Annotated in this window: 14 protein-coding genes; 9 read left to right on the top strand and 5 right to left on the bottom strand. The window is 69.3% G+C overall.

Features of this window, described 5'->3' with window-relative positions; all coding sequences use genetic code 11:
- Window positions 1-42 precede the first annotated feature (42 nt).
- Window positions 43-435 (top strand): phosphotransferase, encoded by a 393-nt coding sequence (locus LYSCAS_RS05850; RefSeq protein ID WP_213437618.1) that lies wholly within the window; start codon window positions 43-45, stop codon window positions 433-435.
- Complete coding sequence (gene fabG, locus LYSCAS_RS05845) at window positions 432-1,160, top strand: 3-oxoacyl-ACP reductase FabG (RefSeq protein WP_213436615.1); 729 nt, start codon at window positions 432-434, stop codon at window positions 1,158-1,160. Before LYSCAS_RS05850 ends, fabG begins: the two co-directional genes overlap by 4 nt.
- Here the strand turns inward: fabG and LYSCAS_RS05840 are convergent.
- From LYSCAS_RS05840 to LYSCAS_RS05820, 5 genes are read right to left on the bottom strand one after another with little or no spacing between them, the layout of a single operon-like run.
- Window positions 1,157-2,410, bottom strand: a complete 1,254-nt coding sequence (locus LYSCAS_RS05840) for a cation:proton antiporter (protein WP_213436613.1) — start codon at window positions 2,408-2,410, stop codon at window positions 1,157-1,159. The genes fabG and LYSCAS_RS05840 overlap by 4 nt on opposite strands.
- Window positions 2,407-4,083: an NAD(P)/FAD-dependent oxidoreductase gene (locus tag LYSCAS_RS05835; RefSeq protein WP_213436611.1), complete on the bottom strand. Its 1,677-nt coding sequence runs from the start codon at window positions 4,081-4,083 to the stop codon at window positions 2,407-2,409. The genes LYSCAS_RS05840 and LYSCAS_RS05835 overlap by 4 nt, the downstream gene beginning before the upstream one ends.
- Complete coding sequence (locus LYSCAS_RS05830; protein WP_213436609.1) at window positions 4,080-4,910, bottom strand: glycosyltransferase family 2 protein; 831 nt, start codon at window positions 4,908-4,910, stop codon at window positions 4,080-4,082. The genes LYSCAS_RS05835 and LYSCAS_RS05830 overlap by 4 nt, the downstream gene beginning before the upstream one ends.
- Window positions 4,903-5,730, bottom strand: a complete 828-nt coding sequence (locus LYSCAS_RS05825) for a beta-ketoacyl synthase chain length factor (protein ID WP_213436607.1) — start codon at window positions 5,728-5,730, stop codon at window positions 4,903-4,905. Before LYSCAS_RS05825 ends, LYSCAS_RS05830 begins: the two co-directional genes overlap by 8 nt.
- Complete coding sequence (locus LYSCAS_RS05820; RefSeq protein WP_213437616.1) at window positions 5,727-6,914, bottom strand: beta-ketoacyl-[acyl-carrier-protein] synthase family protein; 1,188 nt, start codon at window positions 6,912-6,914, stop codon at window positions 5,727-5,729. Before LYSCAS_RS05820 ends, LYSCAS_RS05825 begins: the two co-directional genes overlap by 4 nt.
- A 245-nt stretch (window positions 6,915-7,159) precedes the next feature.
- On the opposite strand from LYSCAS_RS05820, the gene LYSCAS_RS05815 reads away from it, so the two are divergent.
- The 7 genes from LYSCAS_RS05815 to uvrD all read left to right on the top strand — a co-directional run bounded on the left by LYSCAS_RS05815 (window position 7,160) and on the right by uvrD (window position 21,621).
- Window positions 7,160-7,843 carry a YdcF family protein gene (locus LYSCAS_RS05815; protein ID WP_213436605.1) on the top strand — a complete coding sequence of 228 codons (684 nt, stop codon included), beginning with the start codon at window positions 7,160-7,162 and terminating at the stop codon, window positions 7,841-7,843.
- 77 nt (window positions 7,844-7,920) lie between these two features.
- Complete coding sequence (locus LYSCAS_RS05810) at window positions 7,921-13,665, top strand: alpha-2-macroglobulin family protein (RefSeq protein ID WP_213436603.1); 5,745 nt, start codon at window positions 7,921-7,923, stop codon at window positions 13,663-13,665.
- Between the two features lie 99 nt (window positions 13,666-13,764).
- Window positions 13,765-16,089 (top strand): S9 family peptidase, encoded by a 2,325-nt coding sequence (locus tag LYSCAS_RS05805; protein WP_213436601.1) that lies wholly within the window; start codon window positions 13,765-13,767, stop codon window positions 16,087-16,089.
- Between the two features lie 67 nt (window positions 16,090-16,156).
- Window positions 16,157-16,747: a biliverdin-producing heme oxygenase gene (locus LYSCAS_RS05800; RefSeq protein WP_213436599.1), complete on the top strand. Its 591-nt coding sequence runs from the start codon at window positions 16,157-16,159 to the stop codon at window positions 16,745-16,747.
- Window positions 16,748-16,757: 10 nt separating this feature from the next.
- On the top strand, window positions 16,758-18,485 hold the full coding sequence (locus LYSCAS_RS05795) for a GAF domain-containing protein (protein ID WP_213436597.1): 1,728 nt from the start codon (window positions 16,758-16,760) through the stop codon (window positions 18,483-18,485).
- A gap of 262 nt (window positions 18,486-18,747) precedes the next feature.
- Complete coding sequence (locus LYSCAS_RS05790; protein ID WP_213436595.1) at window positions 18,748-19,398, top strand: TIGR00645 family protein; 651 nt, start codon at window positions 18,748-18,750, stop codon at window positions 19,396-19,398.
- A 48-nt stretch (window positions 19,399-19,446) separates the two neighbouring features.
- Complete coding sequence (gene uvrD / locus LYSCAS_RS05785) at window positions 19,447-21,621, top strand: DNA helicase II (protein ID WP_213436593.1); 2,175 nt, start codon at window positions 19,447-19,449, stop codon at window positions 21,619-21,621.
- Window position 21,622: the final 1 nt, after the last annotated feature.

Here is a 21,622-nt window from a genome sequence, read left to right as displayed (position 1 = left end):
GATCGCGCGACCATCGCGTCGCTCGTCCCGCATGCGGGCGCGATGTGCCTGTGGGATTCGGTCACGCACTGGGATGCGCAGCGCATCGTGCTGCAAGCCTTCGGGCATCGCGATCCGGCGCATCCTTTGCGCAGCGACAGCCGCCTGCGCGCGGTGCACCTGTGCGAATACGGCGCGCAGGCGATGGCGGTGCACGGCGGACTGCTGGCACGCGAACGGGGTGGCGTCGCGCCACCGGGAATGCTGGTCGCGTTGCGGAATGTCGTGCTGCATGTCGCGCGCATCGACGAACTGCCGGGCGCCATCGAATGCGAAGCCGAGGCGCTGGTCGCCAGCGACACCGCGCAGCAGTATCGTTTCGCCATCCACCACGCCGGCACGCTGCTCGCCGAAGGGCGCGCGGCGGTGATGCTGCAACCCGGGAGCCCCGCATGACCCAGCAACGACGCGCGCTCGTCACCGGCGGCAGCGGCGACATCGGCGGTGCGATCTGCCGGCAGCTCGCCGCCGACGGACTGCACGTGATCGTGCATGCGAATGCGAACGTCGCGCGTGCCGACGCCGTCGTGGCCGCGATCCGCGAAGCGGGTGGCAGCGCGGACGCCATCGCCTTCGACGTGGCCGACGGCGAGGCGACGCGCGTGGCCATCGCGTCGTTGCTCGCCGACGGCCCGATCCAGGTCGTCGTCAACAACGCCGGCATCCACGACGACGCGCCGATGGCCGGCATGACCGACGCGCAGTGGAAGCGCGTGGTCGACGTCTCGCTGCACGGCTTCTTCCACGTGACGCAACCGCTGCTGCTGCCGATGGCGCGCACGCGCTGGGGCCGCATCGTGAGCGTCTCGTCCGTCGCGGCCGTGCTCGGCAACCGCGGACAGACCAATTACGCCGCGGCCAAGGCCGCGTTGCACGGCGCGACGAAATCCCTCGCGCGCGAAATGGCCTCGCGCAACATCACCGCCAACGTGGTCGCGCCCGGCGTCGTCGCCGGCGCGATGGCGGATGGGGCGTTCGCGCCGGAGATGGTCAAGCAGATGGTCCCGGCCGGTCGCGCGGGCACGCCGGACGAGATCGCGGCGGTCGTGCGCTTCCTGTGTTCCGACGCGGCCGCGTACGTCAACGGCCAGGTGATCGGCGTCGACGGCGGGATGAGCTAGCGCGCGGGATCCGGCGCGCGGACCTGCGCGTCTTCCCGCAACAACGCGCGCCCCGCAAACAAGGTAAGCAACGGCGACGTCATCACCGTCGTCACCAACGCCATCACCAGCAGCATCGTGAACAACGACGGGCCGATCAGGCCGGCGTCGAGGCCCACCTTCATCACGATCAGCTCCATCAGGCCGCGCGCGTTCATCAGCGCGCCGGTCGCGAAACTCTCGCGCCAGCCATAGCCGGCCACGCGTGCACCGAGCGCACCGCCGAAGACCTTGCCGAAGATCGCCGCCAACAGCACCAGCGCGAGCGCGCCCATGCCGGCGCCGACGAATGCATCGGCCGTCGTGTTCAAGCCCGCCAGCGCGAAGAAGATCGGCATCAGCAGCACGATGGCCAGGTATTCCAGGCGCTCGACGAGGTAGCGCAGCAAGCGCTCGTCGCGCGGCAGGCACGCGCCGAAGAGGAACGCCCCGAACACCGCGTGCAGCCCCAGCCATTCCGTCGCGAATGCGCACGCCAGCATGCCCAACAACAACGCAGCCAGCAGCATCTGCGTGGGCTCGCCGCTCGGCGCGAAGCGCCGCAGCAGCCACGCATACAACGGCCGCAACGCACCGAAGACGACGGCGGTGAGCACCGCCATCCCGACAGCCGTGCGGAGCAGCCCGCCGGGCTCGGTGCCGATCAGCGCGAGCACGCACGCCAGCATGATCCAGGCGAACACGTCCGCGATCGCCGCCGAGCTCAACGCGAGCCGTCCCAGGCGCGTCTGCGTCATGCCGCGATCCTTGAGGATCCGCGCCATCACCGGGAACGCGGTGATCGACATCGCCGCCGCCATGAACAACGCGAACGGCAGGAACGCGACACCGGCCGGCGCCAGCGGATACACCCACGGCGAAATCACGAAGCCCGCCACCATCGGCAACGCCACCGCGAGCACGCCAACCAGGCCCGCAGCGCGCACCTGCGCACGCACGCCATCGGGCGCACGCAACTCCGCGCCGACGATGAACATGAAGAGCACCAGGCCCAGCGTGGACAACGACGACAGCCCGCCCAGCGAAGCCTTGGAGAACAACTGCGCGTGGAGGTCGGGCGCGATCGCACCGAACACGATCGGCCCCAGCACCAGCCCCGCCGCCATCTCGCCGATCACCGCCGGCTGCCCGAGGAAGCGCAGCAACAAGCCGCACAGGCGCGCGGTGGCGAGGATGACGACGAGCTGGAGCAACAGGAGCGAATGGCTCATGGAGCGAGCGCCTCGGCTTCGACATCCCGATGCAACGCCCGCACCGAGCGCGCATACCACGCCGGCGCCAGCGAACGCGGCGCGTCCGCGTCCGCTTCGGCATAGGGCGCGAGCAACGCATCGAGCCCGTGGTCGTCGATGTCCGCATGGTCGATGCGCGCCTCGCGCAGCATCTCCGCCGCCAGCCACCGCATGCGCACCACGTTGTCGCGCAGGCGCGCTTCGAAGGCGGCGTCGTCCAGCGGATCGTTCAACGCGCGGTTCATTTCATGGAACCAGTCGATCGACCACTGGTTGAGGAAGCGTCCGTCGGGGCGTGCTTCGACCGGCGCGGCGTTGCGCTCGTACCACGTGCGCAGCAGCGCCTGCATGGACAGGTTGAGGTCGCGGCCCTGCAGGAAGGCATCGCGCAGGCGGCCGAGCAACGGGATCGACGTGAGCCGCTCGCCGAAGAACAGCGGCGCCAGCAGCGCCCAGTAATACGTGTAGTCCCAGATCACCTTCAACGGCATGACTTGCGCGTCGCCGAAGATCGGGTACTGGTCCTGGTAGAGCGTGAGCGTGTTTTCGTAGAACGACACGTACAGCTGCTCGTAGATCGGCGCGTAGGCGGTGAAGTTCTGGCCCGCGCGATCCTTGCCGATCAGGTCGCAGATGAAGGTGTTGCTCATCGCGATGAAGTCGCTGCCCGGCGAATAGAACGGATCCAGGAACAGCCCGGCCTCGCCCGTCAGCGCCCAGCGGTCGCCGGAGAACACCTGCTTGCAGCCGTACGAGAAGTGGCGGAAGAACAGGAAGTCCTGCAGCGTGTGTTCCGGCTTGTCGATCGCCTCGGCCATCGCCGGCTGGTGCTCGCGCAACCAGTCCATCGCTTTGGCATGCGTGTTCATCGTGTCGAGCGGATGCATCTTCGCGTCGCACACGATGCCGAGCGAATGCGCGTTCGACGCCAGCGGGATCAGCCAGAACCAGTAGCCCGGCCCGCACATGTGGTTGGTCGAACGCCAGCGCGCGGGCGGGTTGCAACGCGCCAGCCATTCGGCGTCGGTCGACCACTGCTGCGGTTCGATGTAGCCATCCACGCGCCACCACACGGCGTTGGCGTCGTGGTCGTTGGCCTGGGCGAGGTCGAGCTTGCGCTTGAGCAGGCTCGCGCGGCCCGCGGCATCCACGACCCAGCGCGACGCGATCTCGTGCGTCTCGCCGTCGTGCTGGTAGGTGACGCGGTGGTCGGCTTCGCCTTCGGCGAGGTCGATGGTGCGCACCGTTGCGCCGTCGACGAACGCGACGCCGAGCGCGCGCGCCTGTTCGCCGAGGAAATTCTCGAAGCGCCCGCGGTCGAGCTGCCACGACGGCGTGGGCAGCAATTCGCTGACACCGAGTTCCGTGCAATCGTCGACGTCGTTGCGCCCTTCGCTGAAGAAGAAGCGGAAGCCGAACTTGCGCAGCTGCTTCGTTTCAAGATGCTCGCGGAACCCGAGCACGTGCGAGAAATAATGCGCGCCGATCTCGACCGTGGATTCGCCCACCTTGAACGCGGCCTCGCGCACGGGGTGGTTGCGTCGCTCGAGCACCGTGACCGCGGTGGACGGATCACGTTGCCGCAGCTGGATCGCAAGCGTCAGGCCGGCGAGGCCACCTCCAAGGATGACGACGTCGGCGCGCGGGGTCATGAGCGTTCCTGGAAGGAGGCCTGGTGCAGCGAAGGGGGCGGCGGTGCGAATTCGCCCGTCGGATCGTGGATGACGGGCGGATGCGCCCGCGTGTTGCGCCAGTCCGCGCGCAACTGGCCATAACTCAGAATGTGCCGCGTCACGTGCGAGGTGATGCGCCACAGGTCGCGCAGCGGCCGGAAATGACTCTTGCGGAGCGCGCCGACTTCCGGGCTCTGGTAGCGCGACTCGATCGGCACCGACACCACGCGCGTGCCGAGCTTGCGCGAGGCGGACATCAGGATCTGCGCTTCGAACACGAAGTCTTCGCCGGGCACGTCGTCGAGCGCGCACACGTTGGCGGGGTAATAGCGCTGGCCGCTCTGCGTGTCGGAGATCTGGTAACCGCAGCCGATCGAGATGCCCCAGTCGCCGAACTCGTTCGCCAATCGGCGATACAACGGCTGCTGGCTGCGCTTGCGCAACCGCGAACCAATCACCAGCGCGCCCGGGAAACGCACGGCGGCGTCGAGCAACCGCGGCAGGTCTTCCGCGAGGTGCTGGCCATCGCCGTCCATCGTGAGCACGCCGTCGAACCCGCGGCGCATCGCTTCGGCGAAGCCTTCGCGCAGCGAGTGGCCCTTGCCCTGGCGTTCTTCGTGTCGCAAGAGAATGATCGGCAGGTCGGCGATGCGGTCGGACGTGCCGTCGTCGGAGCCGTCGTCGATCACGATGACATTGGGGCATTGCGCGAGCGCGCCTTCCACGACTTCGCGGATGCGCAACTGTTCGTTGAGCGCCGGGATCACGACGCACGTGCGTTGCGCGAGGGCAGCGGCGTCACGCATGGGCGACTCCCGCGGCTTCGGGCGCAGCCATCGTCGCGCCCTGCGTCAGCGTGATGCGCAGCATGCGGCCGGGGCCGGCGTGCAGGGTTGCAACGGATTCACCGCTGGCCAGCGCGTCGAACAACGGCAGCATGGGCGCCATTGCGTTGCGGCCGGCGTGCATCGCCAGGCGCCCGGTCGCGACGGGCGCGTTGCCTTCGAGGATTTCGACGCGCAGTCGCGGCGCATCGTTGCGCGGCGCGCGCGACAGCACCAGGGCGCCGCCCAGCAAGCCGCTGGTCTTCGCGACGGAGGCGAGCGGCCCGGTGGCGGCGCCGTCGTAGCCGACCAGCAACATCGCGTCTTCGCCCGCATCGAGTTGCACCAGGGCTTCGACCAGGCCTTCGGCGAAACTCGCCGCGTACGCGCTGATCGCGGTGGTCGCCTGCGTGCAGCCGGCGCCGATCGTCCAGTAACCGGCCGCGGCGTTGTGCACGGAGTTGTGGAAGCGCGTGGGCGACACGGACCGCGGGTTGTCCACCAGCGTGGCGCTCATGTAATCGGTGATGCCGAGGTCGCCGTGCGTGGATGCGAACACCGACGGCAGGTCGGCCGGCGCACGGCCGGCGCGCGTGCACGCGGCGAGCGCGACGTCGAGGGCGACGGCGACGGTTTCCGGGGCGCGGCGGCGTTCGTTGGGCGCGAGCAGTTCCGGCGACGGACGCGCGGGCGCGGCGTCCGGCAACGTGCCGGTACGCACGAAGGCGCGTGCACTGTCCCAGTCGGGCAGGCCGTTGGACCAGAAGCCGATGCCTTCGATGGTGGCGGTCAGTGCACTCATGCGGCGAACACCAGCGAGCAGTTGTTGCCGCCGAAGCCGAAGGAATTGTTCATTGCGTACCGGATGGGGCGCTCGGCGTTGTCGAAACGGATCTGCGCGCCGCACGCGGCATCGCGTTCGGCGCTGTTGAGGATGCCCGGCAGCAGGCCGTGCTGCAGCGCCAGCATCGCGATCACCGATTCCACGATGCCCGCCGCACCGAGCGTGTGTCCGGTCCAGCCCTTCGTCGAGCTGGCATGCAGCGTGTCGGGGAACAGGCGCGCGACGGCCTGCGCTTCGACGGTGTCGTTGGCGGGCGTGGCGGTGCCGTGCAGGTTGAGATAACCGACGTCGGCGGCGTCGATGCCCGCGCGCGCGAGGGCCTGCGACATCGCCAGGCGCGCGCCCAGGCCTTCGGGATGCGGCGCGGACATGTGGTGCGCGTCGCTGGATTCGCCGTAGCCGCGCAGGGTGAGCGCGTCGTCGTCGCCGGCGCGTTCGAGCAAGGCGTAACCGCCGGCTTCGCCCAGCGACAGTCCGTCGCGCGTCGCATCGAACGGCTTGCACGGCGCCTGCGACACCAGGCCCAGCGCGTTGAACCCGAACAGCACGCTGCCGCACAACGTGTCGACGCCGCCCACGAGGGCGGCGTCCGCGAGTCCTGCATGGATCAGCCGCGCGGCCTGCGCGAAGACTTTCGCGCTCGACGAACACGCGGTGGCGACCGTCACGCACGGGCCCGTCAATCCGGTGGCGCGCTGCACGAACGCGCCCAGCGAATGCGGCGTGTGGACCATCGGCTGGCGCAGGTCGCGCGGGAAGGCGGGTTGGCCGTCGTCGCCCGGTTCCAGGCGTGCGTACGCTTCTTCTGTCGCGCCGATGCTGGACGTGGAGGTCCCCAGCACGACCGCGATGCGGGAGGCGCCGTACTTCGCCTTCGCGGCCTGGACGGCGCCGAACATCCCGTCCTGTTGCAGCGCGAGCCACGCAAGGCGGTTGTTGCGGCATTCGGCATCGCTGAATTCAAGCGGCAGTGCCGCGTCTTCCAGCCCGTCGACGCGGCCGATCCAGCAATCCAGCCGGTCGTTCCCGAAGTCGTTGCGGCGCAGGCCGCCGCGACGTTCGCGCAAACCTGCGAGCAGGGCATCGCGGCCGGGGCCGAGGGCGGTGGTCGCCGTGTAGTGGCGGATCGCCAGCGGCGGGATCGGGACGTGGGTGCCTTGCGTCGATGGTTGTGCGGGCACGCGGGGCTCTCGGGTCCGAATGGCTTTGGAGTATAGCCACGGCCCCGTGCACGACCAGACGACGCGGCCCTGCCGCATACACATGGATGAATGCAGGGCAGCACGTTGCCGTTTCGCCGACCAGGCCGCAGGCCCGCGGAACGTCGCGCACTTAAAATGCGCGTCGTGCGGAACCCCGCACGCCCTTCCCCCGTCCGAGCCCCGGCATGCCCACCCGCATCGCCCATCGCCTGCGCCTCGCCGCCGACCTCGATGTCCTGCAGACCGGGCTCGTGGCGCTGGCCGCGTGCGTGCTCAGCGCGGGGCTGGTGTACCTCGGGTATTTCCTGCACGTGCTGCGCGTGGCCCGCCGCGCACCGTGCACGCCGGAACGCGGCGAATGCGTGTTGCTGTTCGGCAAGCACGCGCCGCGCGGGCGCATCGATGCGGATTTCGACGCGCGCCTGGAGCGCGCGGCTGCCCTGTGGCGCGAGCGCCCGCCGGCCGACTTCATCCTGCTCGGTGGCGGCGCGCCTGACGAACCCACCGAAGCCGAAGTCGCGCGCTCGGCCCTGCTCGCGCGCGGCGTGTCCGATGCCGCATCGCTGCGCATGGAAGCCGAATCGCGCGACACCCTGCAGAACCTGCGCAATGCCCGCAGCCTGTTGCCGAACAACGGCGCACGCCGCGTGACCTTGTTGAGCAACCGCTACCACCTGGCGCGTTGCGCCCTGTTCGCCCGCCAGCTCGGCTACGACTGGGAGTTGTGCGCCGCCGAACCGCGCCTGCCGATGGGCCCGTCCACGTTGTGGCGCATCGCCGCCGAAGCGTATTTCGTCTGCTGGACCGACCTCGGCACCCGCTGGGCGCGCCTGATCGGCAGCCAGCGCATGCTCGCCCGGGTGACCTGACCCCGAATTCCTCGCCTTGCCGTTCCCCTGCGCCTGTGCCAACACTCGGGGCGGGGATCATGGGAAAGGAAGCTCGGATGCGCGCGATCGGCTGGGGGCTGGCGTTGTGGTGCGTGGCCGGTAGTGCGTTCGCACAGAAGCCCGGGCTCGACGTGACGCAGCAGGGCTTCGCGCTCAAGTTCAGCGAACCGGTGCAGGTGCTCGACAACGCGCGCACCGAATCGCTCGTGTCGGTGGCGCCGGCCCGCGCGATGACCTGCAGCTGGACCGACGACGCGCAGCTGGACTGCAAATTCGAGTCCCCGGCGCCGATGGCGACCCGCTTCCGGGTCGTGCTCGCTGACGGACTCAAGACGACGCAAGGCACGCCAATCGCCGGCGTGACGCTGGTCGGCGAAACGCCGCGCCCGGCGCTCCATGCAGAGATCTCTGGCTGGAAGGCCGGCGTTCCCGACATCCTGTTGCGTTCGCTGCACCGTATCGACGCGCGGGACGCCGCGGCCGTGCTGCGCCTGGAGATCGACGGGAACCGTGTACCGGTTTCCCTGGTGACGCCCCCGGCGGAGCGTTACGACGCCTTCAAGTCGAGATTCATCCTGCAGTTGCCGCCCACGCGCACCGATGCCACGGTGAAGCTGTCGATCGTCCCCGGGCTGAAGGCGCTCGATGGTCCGCTCACGGGCCGGGACGACAAGACACTGCTGCTGGCGCGGGTCGGCGAAGCGTTCCAGTTGCGAAATGCCGTCTGTGCGGGCGAATCGTCACCGATCCTCGCGCATGTGGTCGACGGCCGCATCGCGCTGGATGGGTGCGTGCCCGGCGAGCCCATGCGCGTGCAGTTCTCGCGGGAACTGGACGACGCCGCGGTCAAGGCGTTCGTCGCGGAGTGGCCGCAGGCCATGCGATTCGCGTCAAGCGGAACCGAATACGGATTCGATACGGAGGGCGACCTCAAGCGCGCGGTGCCAAGGCGTTCGCCCGGCGGCTGGATCGAATTCACGATCGAAACGCCGGACACCACCGCCACGTTCCCGATTGCCGGCGTGCGCGCCCGGGACGGTGCAGCGCTGGCCACGACGATCGCCGCACGCGCCTCGACCGTGGCGGCGCGCCCGTCGTTCACCGCGACCTACGAGCATGCGCTCCTCGGGGACCCCGCCACGCCCGTCGTGCAGGTGCGCAACCTGCCGCCGGACGCGATGGTGGTGCGCGGGTTCGCGGGCACCGTCGAAGACGAACGCGTCGCAACGCCTGCTTCCGGCGCGACACCGCAGGGCGTTGCCTCGGCCGTCGCGCGCCGCGCGCTGGAGGCGGGTGGCATCGCGACGTTCTCGCTGCCTGACAACCTCGATCCCAAGGCGGCGATGATCGCGGCGGCGCCGGATTTCGACGTCTACGCCGTCGCCGGCCGCAACGACGTGCTGGTGTGGGCCAACGCGTGGGAAGGGCGTGCGCCGATCGCGGGCGCGCAGGTCGAACTCATTTCGCTGGCGGCCACCGGCGCGCCCCGCACGGTGGCCATCGGACGCACCGCGGAAGACGGGACCGCCCTCCTGCAACTCCCGCGCGATTTCGCGCAGCCGAAGAAAGACGAGGATCGCGCGGACTGGTACGTGCGCGTGCAATCCGGCGCGCGGCGCGGTGCATCCCGTGCGGTGCTGCCGCTCACCGTGAACCGCTGGGGCGGCACGCTGGAACGCGGCACGCCCGACACGAAGGCATGGGGGGTCGCCGATCGCCCGCTTTACCGCGCCGGGGATCGCGTGTCCTGGCGCATCTGGACAAGGGAAGTCGGTGAAGGCGGCATCCGCCTTCCGCCGGCCGGTGCGGTCGTGCACCTGGTGCTGCGCGACGACGACCGTTCGCGTGCCGTGTTCTCGTGGGACGGGGCGCTGGACGCGATGGGAGCCGTCGCGGGCACGACGACCCTGCCGATCCACCTTCCCGACGGCCGCTATTGCATCGGATCGTCTTTCGACAGCGGCGCATGTTTCTTCGTCGGCACCTATCGCGCGCAGGACCTGTGGATGCGCGCCAGCGCGCCCGTGCGAACGCTGCGCGACGGCGACGTGGTGGCGTTCGACCTCGAGGCCGGGTACTACTCCGGCGGCGTCGCGGCCGGCGCCGAGATCGACAGCGTGCAGGCGCGCTTGCGCCCGGCGGACCTCGGCGATGTCCATCCCGCATTGGCGGACTACGACTTCGCGGGCGACGAAAGCGAGGATCGCCCTGCGCTGCGCGGCGCCGATGCGCTCACGTTGACCACCGACGCCGAAGGCCGCGCGCACGCCCGGCTCCCGGTGGCGTTCGAAGACGGTGCGAAGCTGCCCGCATTCGGCGAACTCCTGCTGACCGCCGAAGCGCAGATCAGCGATCGCGAAGGCACCACCAGCAACACGGTGCGCATCCCGTATGCGCGCTTTGCACGATACGTCGGCTTGAAGGTGGCCCCCGCCTGGCTCGATGCCACCTCGCCGGTGACGATGGAAGCGATCCTTGCCACCGCCGACGGCCAGCGCATCGACGGCGGCAGGATCGATGTCGAGGTCGCCTACGGAAAGACGACGGCCGACCTTCGCCCGCTGCATGCCTGCAAGCTCGAGGCCGGGCGTGCCTCGGATTGCACGTTCCCGCGGCGGGATTCGGGCGTCTATCGCATCACTGCGCGCAGCGGTGACGCCGCGCCGGTCGTGCACGACCAGTACGTGTGGAGTCGCACGTCCGACATCGATGCAACGCAGCAAGCGAAGCTCGAACTGGTCGACCCGCACGTGTCGCGCGGCGGGAACCTCCGCGTGATGCTCAAGCAGCCGCTCGCGCAGGCGCAGGTGCTGCTGGTCGCCGAATGGGGGAGCGCGGTGCTCGCGCGCCGGGTCGTCCAGCTCGATTCGCCCACGCAGGTGATCGACATGCCGAGCGGTCCGCGGTGGCCGCAACGCTTCACCCTCACGGCCTATGTCCGCGGTGGCCAGGCCGGAGACGCGCCTGCCGGGTACCGCACTGCCGTGAAGGTGACCAGCACGCAGCTCGCCGTGAAGTTCGATCCGCCGGCCGCCGGCGCGCCCGTGGCGATTGCGTTCGCGCCGGCCCGCGCCGCGCCGGCGGACAGCGTGCGCCTGCAGCTGCGCAACGACGCGCCGGTGCCGCGCGCGATCACGCTCACCGTGATGGACGATGCGCTCCACGCGCTCGGCGCCAGCTACATGCGGGGCATGGATCCGGGCAAGGCCTGGGTGCGCGGCTATGCAGCCTCCGGCGAGTTCGAAACGATCGGGTTCGAAACATGGAACCGCGATCCGTGGCGCTGGCGCATGCCCTCGCTCGCGCAACTTGCGCGCTGCGACCGCGCCCGGAATCCGGCGCAATGCCGGAAGTACGCACGCCGCGAAGTGCAGACCCGCCCGATCGATGTCGCTTCCGTGGAGTCGACGACGATCTTCACCGAGGTCGACGAAAGCGCGATCCCGCTGGCGCGCGACACCACCAGCGTGGCGTTGCTTGCACCGGGGCGGACGTTCGGTTACGCCGGCAACGAGCTCGACACGGTCAGCGTGATCGGCAGCGGTGTCACCAATCCCATCGTCGTCACGACCGTGGAGGACGCGTACGCAGCCCCGGCACCGCCCGCCGAGCCGTCCGTGGTGTTCGACGAGGCCTCGCCGGTCGATGTACCGACGCCACGCGAACCTGGCGCGGCGCCGCGTCCGGAACGCCCGGACGGCGCGTTCGCCGAAGCACTCGCGCTGGCGCGCGTTCGCACCGCGTTCGCCGACACCGCGCTCTGGCGCACCGACATCGTGCTCGCACCGGGCGAGACGCGCGAGCTCGACTTCAAAGTCCCGGACAACTTGACGCGCTGGCGCGCGATCGCGTGGAGCCACGACGCGAGCGACGACTTTGCGATGGCGGAAGCGACGCTGGAAGCCGGACTTCCGCTGGAAGCGCGCTTGCAGGCGCCGGTGCGCGTGTACGCGGGCGACCGGACGCGCATCGCCGCCAACGTGCGCCAGTCCGGCACGTCGCCGGCGCGGGTCGAGGCCCTGCTGCGCGTGCAATCGGGCGAGCACGTCGGCACGCATCCGGCCACGCTGTCGCTGGCACCGGGCGGGCAGGCGAGCTTCGGCGCATCGCTGTCGCCGTCGGCGCCGGGCGCGCTTACGCTGACGGCCGCGGCCGCCAACGCCGACGGACGTGATGCGGTCTCCGCGCCGCTGGAGGTCGCCTCCACGGCGATCGATGCGCAACGCGTGCAGGCCGGCTGGCTCGGCGATGCGCCCACCACGCTCGCGATGCCCACGGTGCCCGCCAGCGCGTCGGATGTGCGCTTGCAGGTCCAGGCATGGCGCGGCAACAGCGGCCTGCTGCACGGCTGGACCGAAGACCTGCGCGACTACCCGCATCGCTGCTGGGAACAGATCCTCAGCCGCGCGGTCGGCGCCGCGCTGGCGATCGAACGCGGCGACACGACCTGGCCCGATGCGAAGGCGGTGGTGCAGGAAGCACTCGACAACGCGATCGTGTTCCAGTCCCCGCAAGGCGAGATGTATTACTTCGCCGACCAGGTCGCCGGGTGGAGCAACGGGTCCGGGGCCCGGCCACACATTGCATTGACGGCCTACACGCTGGATGCCTTCGCGACGATGCATCGCCTGGGCTACGTGGTGCCGGAAGCCGTGGAAACGGACGCGCGCGCCTACCTGGCGCGGATGGGCGACAGCGTGTTCACGTCGTCGGTCGAGGACCGCGCGATCGCCGCAGGCGTGGTCTCGCAACCGTATCAGCGGGCGGACGCGGCGCCGTGGAAATCGTGGGGCAAGCTTGCGCTGCCCGCACGCATCGCGACGGCCCGCGCATTGGCGCGCGATGGCAGCCCGGATGCGCGCGACGCGTTCGCCATGCTGCTGGAATCGGCGCCGCTGCGCGGACAGGCCCGCGCGGTTGCACCCATGGCGTCATGGTCGCGCTGGATGGGTTCGAGCTTGCGTGAGCAATGCAGCCTGATCCGCCTGTTCGGCGACTATCCGCAACTCGCCCCGGCGCAGGCGCACGTGCAGTTGCAGGCCGGCCTGACCGATCTGTACGCCGGCGGTCGCGGGCATGCGGACACGCAGGAAGCCGCGATCTGCCTGATGGCGCTGCAGGCCGATGGCACGAAGGATGCGGCGCCCATCGCGGTGGATGCCACCGTCGGCGGCAGGACGCAACGCATCACCCTCGACGCGGGCGCGAACGGCGATGCGACGCGCTTCGACGCACCGCGCGGCGCACTCACGCTCGTCGCGCGCGAGCGTCCGGATTCGCCCGTCGCCTACCTGGCACGCGTCGACTACAAGGAAGACGCGCGCCAGGCCCAAAGCACGGCGATCGGATTCGCCATCGAGCGCCGGTACGCCGTGTTCCGTGGTCGCGCGTGGAGGCCGCTCGCAGCCGCCGGTCCCGTGCGTGAAGGCGACTGGATCCGCGTGACGCTCGTGGTCTCCAATGCGCGCGAGCGGGACTTCGTGGCCGTCACCGACGACATCCCCGGCGGCCTGCGGCCCACGGACCTGTCGCTGGCCGGCGTGGCGGGCGTGGACATGCAGGCGCTCGCCGATGAAGGCGACCCGGCCTTCCGCGAGCGCAAGCTCGACCCCCGCAACCCGAAGTTCTATGCCGAACACCTGTGGCCCGGCCGCCACGAGATCCACTACTTCGCCCGCGTCGGCAATACCGGCGACTACCTCGCCGCGCCGGCCGTGGCCGAGCTGATGTACGGCGAAACCACCCGCGCGCGCACCGCGGCCGACCGGATCCGCATCGCCGATCCCGCGCCCGCACGCTGAACCGGGATGCGCGCCCGCCCCTGCAGGACTTCCTGCAGGGGCCAATCGCGCGGGGTGCGCTAGGATCGCGGGCTCTTGATCCGGATCGGGGAGCGGGGCATGGGTTTGAAGTTGCAGGCGGGCGCATCGGTCGCCGTGTTGTTCCTGTGCACGGGCGGCGCGTTCGCGCAAACCCCCGCGCGCGTCACCGAAGCGGACTACGCCCGCGCCGAGCGCATGCTCGGCCAGAACACCGGCCCGCTCGTGGACCACGCCGTCACCGGCGTGAAGTGGCTCGACGACGGCCACTTCGTCTACTTCGAATCCGATGCCAACGGCATGCACCTGCAGCGCATGGATGCGGCCACCGGCAAGGCCGCGCCCGCGTTCGACCACGTGCGCATGGGCAAGGCGCTCTCCGCCGCCACCGGCAAGCCGGTGGACGCGCGTCGCCTCGACCGGGTGATCTCGGGCATCGACGGCACCGCCGACGGCCGCCTCGACATCGCCGTGCGCGACACGCATTACCTGTGCGACGCGGTGAAGCCGCACTGCGTGGCCAAGCCCGCGCCGAAGGCGAAGGACGGCGACGGCCCCGGCAATGCCTCGCCGGACGGCAAGCGCGAAGCCTTCATCCGCGACTGGAACCTGTGGGTGCGCGAGTTGCCGAGCGGCAAGGAAACGCAGCTCACCACCGACGGCATCAAGGATTTCGGCTACGCGACCAACAACGCGGGCTGGGTGCACGACGACAGCGCGATCCTGGTGTGGTCGCCGGATTCGTCGAAGATCGCCACGTTCCAGCAGGACCAGCGCAAGACGGGCGAGATGACGCTCGTGTCGACGAAGGTCGGCCATCCGGACGTGCAGACCTGGAAGTACCCGCTGGTCGGCGACAAGGACGTCACGATGATCGAGCGCGTCGTCATCGACGTGCCCACGCATTCGGTGCTGCGCCTGAAGACGCCGCCGGACCAGCATCGTTCGACGCAGTGCGACGACGTGAGCTGCTTCGGCGGCTGGGAAGACGTACAGTGGGCGAAGGACGGCAAGACGATCGCCTTCGCCTCCACCTCGCGCGACCACACCAAGACCTGGGTGCGCATCGCCGACGTCGCCACGGGCGCCGTGCGCGACGTGTTCCAGGAAGACGCGAAGAACTGGTTCGAGTCCGGCATCAACGCGATCAACTGGCGTTACCTGTCGGAGAGCAACGAGATCCTGTGGTGGAGCCAACGCAGCAACTGGGGCCATCTCTATGTGTATGACGCGACCAACGGCAAGCTGAAGCACCAGGTGACGAAGGGCGACTGGAACGTCGCCGAACTGCTGCGCCTCGACACCGCCACGCGCACCGCGTGGTTCACCGGCGTCGGCCGCGAAGAAGGCCACCATCCGTACCACCAGCACCTGTATCGCGTGAACCTGGATTCGGGCGAGCCCGTGCTGCTGTCGCCGGAAGACGCGCAGCACACGTTCCGCCTGTCGCCCGATGGCACGCGCGTGGTCGATACGTATTCCACCACCGCCGTCGCGCCGGTCACCGTGTTGCGGGATGCCAACGACGGCAAGGTGCTCGCGCAGGTCGCGCAGGCCGACCTCGCCCGCCTGAAGCTGAGCGGCTGGGTCGCCCCGGAACCGATCGTGGTGAAGGCGCGCGACGGCAAGACCGACCTGTACGGGATGCTGTTCAAGCCGTCCAACTTCGACCCGAACAAGAAGTACCCGATCATCAACTACGTCTATCCGGGCCCGCAGGTGGGTTCGGTGCGCAGCTACGGGTTCCTGTCGGCGCACGGCGACAACCAGGCCCTGGCCGAACTGGGCTTCGTGGTCGTAGCGATCGACGGCATGGGCACGCCGTACCGCTCCAAGGCGTTCCACGACGGTTACGCGAAGAACATCGGCGACAACACGCTGCCCGACCAGGTCGCCGGCATGAAGCAGCTCGCCGCGCGCTATCCGTGGATCGACTTGTCGCGCGTGGGCATCTGGGGCCATTCCGGCGGCGGCAACGCCACGGGCACGGCGATGTTCCGCTATGGCGACTTCTTCAAGGTCGGCATCGCCGAGAGCGGCAACCACGACAACCGCAACTACGAAGACGACTGGGCGGAGAAGTGGCAGGGCCTGCTGGTGTCGGGCAAGGACGGCAAGTCCAACTACGACGACCAGGCCAACCAGAACCATGCGTCCGGCCTGAAGGGCCACCTGCTGCTCATCCATGGCCTGATGGACGACAACGTGCCGCCGTCGAGCACGCTGCTGGTCGTGGATGCGCTGATCAAGGCCAACAAGGACTTCGACCTGTTGCTGCTGCCGAACGCCCGCCACGGTTACGGCGAGTACTCGCTGTACGTGATGCGCAAGCGCTGGGATTACTTCGTCGACCACTTGCTGGGCGCTGAACATCCGGCCGCATACGCCATCAAACCGGCGAAATAATCCGCCGGTCAGCGACGGTGTAGGTCGGTGAAGAACGGGTCATCGGCGTGGTGTAAATTGCGCGCCGATGACGCCAGCAGCCGACAACGGATATCGCGATCGACTGCGCGGAGCCACCGGCACCGCGCATGTGCGCCTCGACGCACGATTCGCCCATGGCCTGCGCACCGCGCAGGAATACCGCACGTACCTGGTCGGCATGCAGGCGTTCCTCGCCAATGCCGAGCGGGCGCTGTCGGCCGCCAACCTCGGCCCGACGTGGCGCGCATGGTGCGATCCGGTGCGCACGCCCTGGATCGATGCGGATCTTGAAGCCCTCGGCCTGTCGCCGCTCGAACCCGGCCCTGCGCTCGTGGTGTCCAGCGATGCGGAAGCCGCGGGCCTGATGTACGTGATCGAAGGCTCCGCGCTGGGCGCCACGCAGCTGGTCGTGCATGCGCAGGCGCTGGGGCACACCGCCGGCGCGGGCGCCAACTTCCTGCATCGCCACGGCGGCCTCGGTGTCGGCGTGCGCTGGCGCGCCTTCGTGCGGTGCCTCGAGAACGCCGCGTTCGAAGCCAGCGACGAGAGCGCGATGATGATTGCCGCGGCACGCACGTTCGCGTCCGCCGAACACGAATTCCACCGGGCCGAACTGTCCGCACGGCCCGCCTGCTGAGGAAGCGTCCTTGGACCACGATCAAGCCACCGCGGCCGCCGCCGCCGGCGCCGCCGAATGCGCGCGGGAACCGATCCACCTGAGCGGCGCGATCCAGCCGCACGGCTACCTGCTCAGTTGCACGCTGCCGGACTGGACCATCCGCCAGGCCTCGGCCAACGTCGCCGAACTGCTCGACGTTCCGCCGGATGAAGTGCTCGGCCACAGCCTGCGCGAACACGTCGCGGACGATGTGCTGGAGCCGCTGCTCGAAGTAATCGAAATGATCGAACCGGGCGCGACGCCGCAACGCGCCGCGGTCGGCAACATCGGCGCGCTGGCGCACATGTGCGACATCGGCGTGCACGTCGCCAATGGCCTGGTGCACCTGGAGCTGGAGCCGCGCGCGGGATCGGGCAATCGGCAGACGCCCACGGTGATGGCGCAGCGCATGATCGCGCGCGTCAGCGTGGCGCCCGACATGCGCGGGTTCCACCAGCGCACCGCGGAAGAGATCCGCCGCCTCACGGGCTACGACCGCGTGATGGTGTATCGCTTCCGCCACGACGATGCGGGCGAGGTGATCGCCGAATCGCGCGCGGACGACCTCGAGCCGTTCCTCGGCCTGCGCTTCCCCGCCTCCGACATCCCCGTGCAGGCGCGCACGCTGTACGTGCGCAACCGCATCCGCGTGATCCCCGACGCCAACTACGTCGCGGTGCCGATCCTGCCGGGCGTCGATGCATCCGGTGCACCGCTCGACCTGAGCCAGCACGCGTTGCGCAGCGTCTCGCCCGTGCATTGCGAATACCTCCGCAACATGGGCGTGGCGGCGTCGATGTCGTTGTCGATCGTGAGCGGCGGGCGCCTGTGGGGCCTGATCGCCTGCCACCACCGCGAACCGCGCCTGGTGCCGCCGTCGGTGCGCGCCGCGGCCGACATGTTCAGCCTGTTCGTTTCGATGCGCGTGGCCGTGGACGAGCAGTCCATCGCCTCGCGCCAGGACGACCGCGCGCGCGACACGCGCGAACACCTCGCACTGCGGCTGTCGGCGGGCGTGGGCGAACTAGGCGCGTCGCTTGCGAACGCGCTCGATCTCGTCGTATCGATGCTGCCCTGCGATGGCGTGGCGCTGCGCAGCGACGGACAGTGGACGACGCACGGCCGCACGCCGGAGCCCGATGGCCTGGCGCACGCCGTGGGCTGGGCGCGCGCGCACGGCACCGAACGCGTGCCGACCACCGACATCGCCAGCGAATGGACGATGCCCGGTGCGCAGCACGGACTGGCCGGCGTGCTCGCGCTGTCGTTCGGGCGTCGCGATGACTGGTTGTTGTTCTTCCGCGCAGAGCAGGTGGAAGACGTGGTGTGGGCGGGCGATCCGCACAAGTCGATGGTGGCCACCGACGATGGCGTGCGCATCGCACCGCGCAAGAGTTTCGCCAGCTGGCGCGAAACCGTGCGCGGCCGCAGCCTGCCGTGGTCCGACGCCGAACGCGCGGCCGCCGATCGCCTGCGCTGGCTGCTGCAGGAACGCCTGTGGCAGCCGCTGCCGGACGAAGCCGACAACGTGAGCGACATGCGCGCGTTCCGCCGTCGCCACGTGATTGCGGAACAAAAGTCGCGCCTCGACCAGCTCAGTGGTCTGCTCGACGGCCTCGGTCACCTGGAAGACGCGGAGACCGCGCGCATCGGTGCGCGCATCGCCGAACTCGAAGCGGAGCTTCGTGCATTGCTATTGGGGCATTCCGTTACTTGACGGGAATCCTCCGCGCGTTTGGATTCCGTCCCGCGGGGACGTGATTCGCGTTGCACCCGTTGGAACTTCGGCGTAACTTCCGCGCCGTCCCCGGCCATCCCGGGCTCCAAGTCCTCCGGCCAGGTACGTCCCCCGGAGGCAGGCCAGAAGCAGCGTACGCCAGCTGCTCGCTGGCCTAGGACAACAAGCCGCCTGCAAGGGCGGCTTTCTTTTTGCAGCGCGACTCGGCACCCTCGCCGGCTGTCCCCCACGCAGGTCCCCCATGGCGAACGTCCCGCACCACAGCACGCTCAATCCCTTGTCCGCGCTGATCTTCTCGTCGCGCTGGCTGCAGTTGCCGTTGTACCTGGGGCTGATCGTGGCGCAGGGCGTGTACGTGTTCCTGTTCGCGAAGGAACTGATCCATCTCATCCACGAAACGCCGCGCCTGGGCGAGCAGCAGATCATGCTGATCGTGCTGGGCCTGATCGACGTGGTGATGATCTCCAACCTGCTGATGATGGTGATCGTGGGCGGCTACGAGACGTTCGTGTCGCGCCTGCGGCTGGAGGGCCACCCGGACCAGCCGGAGTGGCTGAGCCACGTCAACGCGAGCGTGCTGAAGGTGAAGCTGGCGATGGCGATCATCGGCATCTCCTCGATCCACCTGCTCAAGAGCTTCATCGAAGTCGGCATGGTCGACGGCTTGCCGCTGTGCAGTTCGCAGGCCGGCATCGCGGCGATGGTGGCGATGAAGCCGCTGATCGACGCGGGCGAGAACCTCAAGGCCTGCACCACCATCACCGCCACGGGCGTGCTGTGGCAGACGATCATCCACACCGTGTTCATCCTCTCGGCGATCGGCATCGCCTGGACCGACAAGCTGATGGCGGGCACGACGGTGAAGCGCGAGAAGGAAGCACACGCGCACTGATTGCCCGCGTCCACCGCAGGACCGCGCGCGCGCCCGTAAAATGCGCGCATGGATGTCTCCCACCTGCTCGACGCGCTCAACCCCGCCCAACGCGAGGCCGTGACCGCGGCCGCCGGCCACTACCTCGTGCTGGCCGGCGCGGGCAGCGGCAAGACCCGCGTGCTGATGCACCGCATCGCATGGTTGAACGAAGTGATGGGCGTGCCGCCGCACGGCATCCTCGCGGTCACCTTCACCAACAAGGCCGCCGGCGAGCTGAGACATCGCGCAGAGCACCTGCTGCGCAACGGATCGCGCGGCATGTGGATCGGCACCTTCCACGGCCTCGCCCATCGCCTGCTGCGCCTGCACTGGCAGGACGCCGGTTTGCCGGAAGGCTTCCAGGTGCTGGATTCGGACGACCAGCTGCGCCTCGTCAAGCGCGTGGTGCAACAGCTGGAACTCGACGACACGCGGTTTCCGCCGCGGCAGATCGCGTGGTGGATCAACGCGCAGAAGGATGAAGGCCGGCGCGCCGAGAACATCCAGCCGGGCAGCGACTGGTTCATGGACACGATGCGCAAGGCGTACGCGGCCTACCAGGAGCGTTGCGAACGCGCGGGCCTGGTGGATTTCGCGGAGCTGCTGCTGCGCGCGCACGAACTGCTGCGCGACAACGCGGGCTTGCTGGCGCATTACCGGCACCGGTTCGGCGAAGTGCTGGTCGACGAATTCCAGGACACCAATGCGATCCAGTACGGCTTCGTGCGCCTGCTGGCGGGCGAGACGGGCCACGTGTTCGTGGTCGGCGACGACGACCAGGCGATCTACGGCTGGCGTGGCGCGAAGGTCGAGAACGTGCAGCGTTTCCTGCGCGACTACCCGGGCGCGACCACGCTGCGCCTGGAACAGAACTACCGCTCCACGTCCAACATCCTCAACGCCGCCAACGCGGTGATCGCGCACAACCCCGATCGCCTCGGCAAACAGCTGTGGACCGACGCCGGCGAAGGCGAGCCGATCGACCTGTACGCGGCGTACAACGAAATCGACGAAGCCCGCTTCGTCGTCGAACGCATCCGCGCCTGGGTGCGCGACGGCGGCAGCCACGGCGAGTGCGCGATCCTCTATCGCAGCAACGCGCAGTCGCGTGCGTTCGAAGAAGCCTTGCTCGGCGAACAGATCCCGTACCGCGTGTACGGCGGGCAGCGCTTCTTCGAGCGCGCGGAAATCAAGGACACGCTGGCGTACCTGCGCCTGGTGACCAATCGCGCGGACGATGCCGCCTTCGAGCGCGCGGTGAACACCCCGACCCGCGGCATCGGCGAGCGCACGCTGGACGAAGTGCGTCGTCGCGCGCGCGAAGAGGCGATCTCGTTGTGGGAAGCGGCCAAGCGCGTCTCCGAAGGCACGGGCCTGGCGGCGCGCGCGCGCAACGCGATCGCGGGGTTCCTGCTGCTGGTCGAAGGCCTGCAGGTGGAAACCGACGCCTTGCCGCTGCAGGAGAAGATCGACCACGTGCTGGTGCGCAGCGGCCTGCGCGAGCACTACGCGAACGAATCACGCGGCCAGCTGGATTCGCGCACCGACAACCTCGACGAACTCGTGTCGGTCGCCTCGCGCTTCGTGCATGGCGACGACGAGGAATCGGCGGCGTTGAGCGAGCTCGTCGCGTTCCTCAGCTACGCCGCGCTGGAAGCGGGCGAGGGCCAGGCGCAATCCGGCGAGGACGGCGTGCAGCTGATGACGCTGCACAGCGCGAAGGGGCTGGAATTCCCGCTGGTGTTCCTCGCCGGCCTGGAAGAAGGCCTGTTCCCCAACACGAAGTCCTCCGAGGAGCCCGGTCGCCTCGAGGAAGAACGGCGCCTGGCGTACGTCGGCATCACGCGTGCGCGGCAGAAGCTCGTACTCACGTATGCCGAGGCGCGGCGCATCCACGGCTCGGACATGTACGGGATCCCCTCGCGCTTCCTGCGCGAGATCCCCGGCCCGCTGGTGAACGAAGTGCGGCCGCGCGTGCAGGTCTCGCGTCCCTACATGCCGCAGGGGCGGCGCAACGCGGCGATGCCGGCGATGGATCCGGCGCCCGTGAAGCTCGGCGCCAACGTGCGCCATCCGACGTTCGGTACTGGCGTGGTCATCGATTACGAAGGCACCGGCGCGCACGCACGCGTGCAGGTCAATTTCGACGACGCCGGTTCGAAATGGCTGGTGCTGGCCTACGCCAACCTGCAGCCGGCCTGAC

The sequence above is a fragment of the Noviluteimonas caseinilytica genome (assembly GCF_018406605.1).
GTDB lineage: Bacteria > Pseudomonadota > Gammaproteobacteria > Xanthomonadales > Xanthomonadaceae > Noviluteimonas > Noviluteimonas caseinilytica.
The sequence above is the reverse complement of the archived record's forward strand: the minus strand, read 5'-3'. Positions and strand labels throughout refer to the sequence as shown.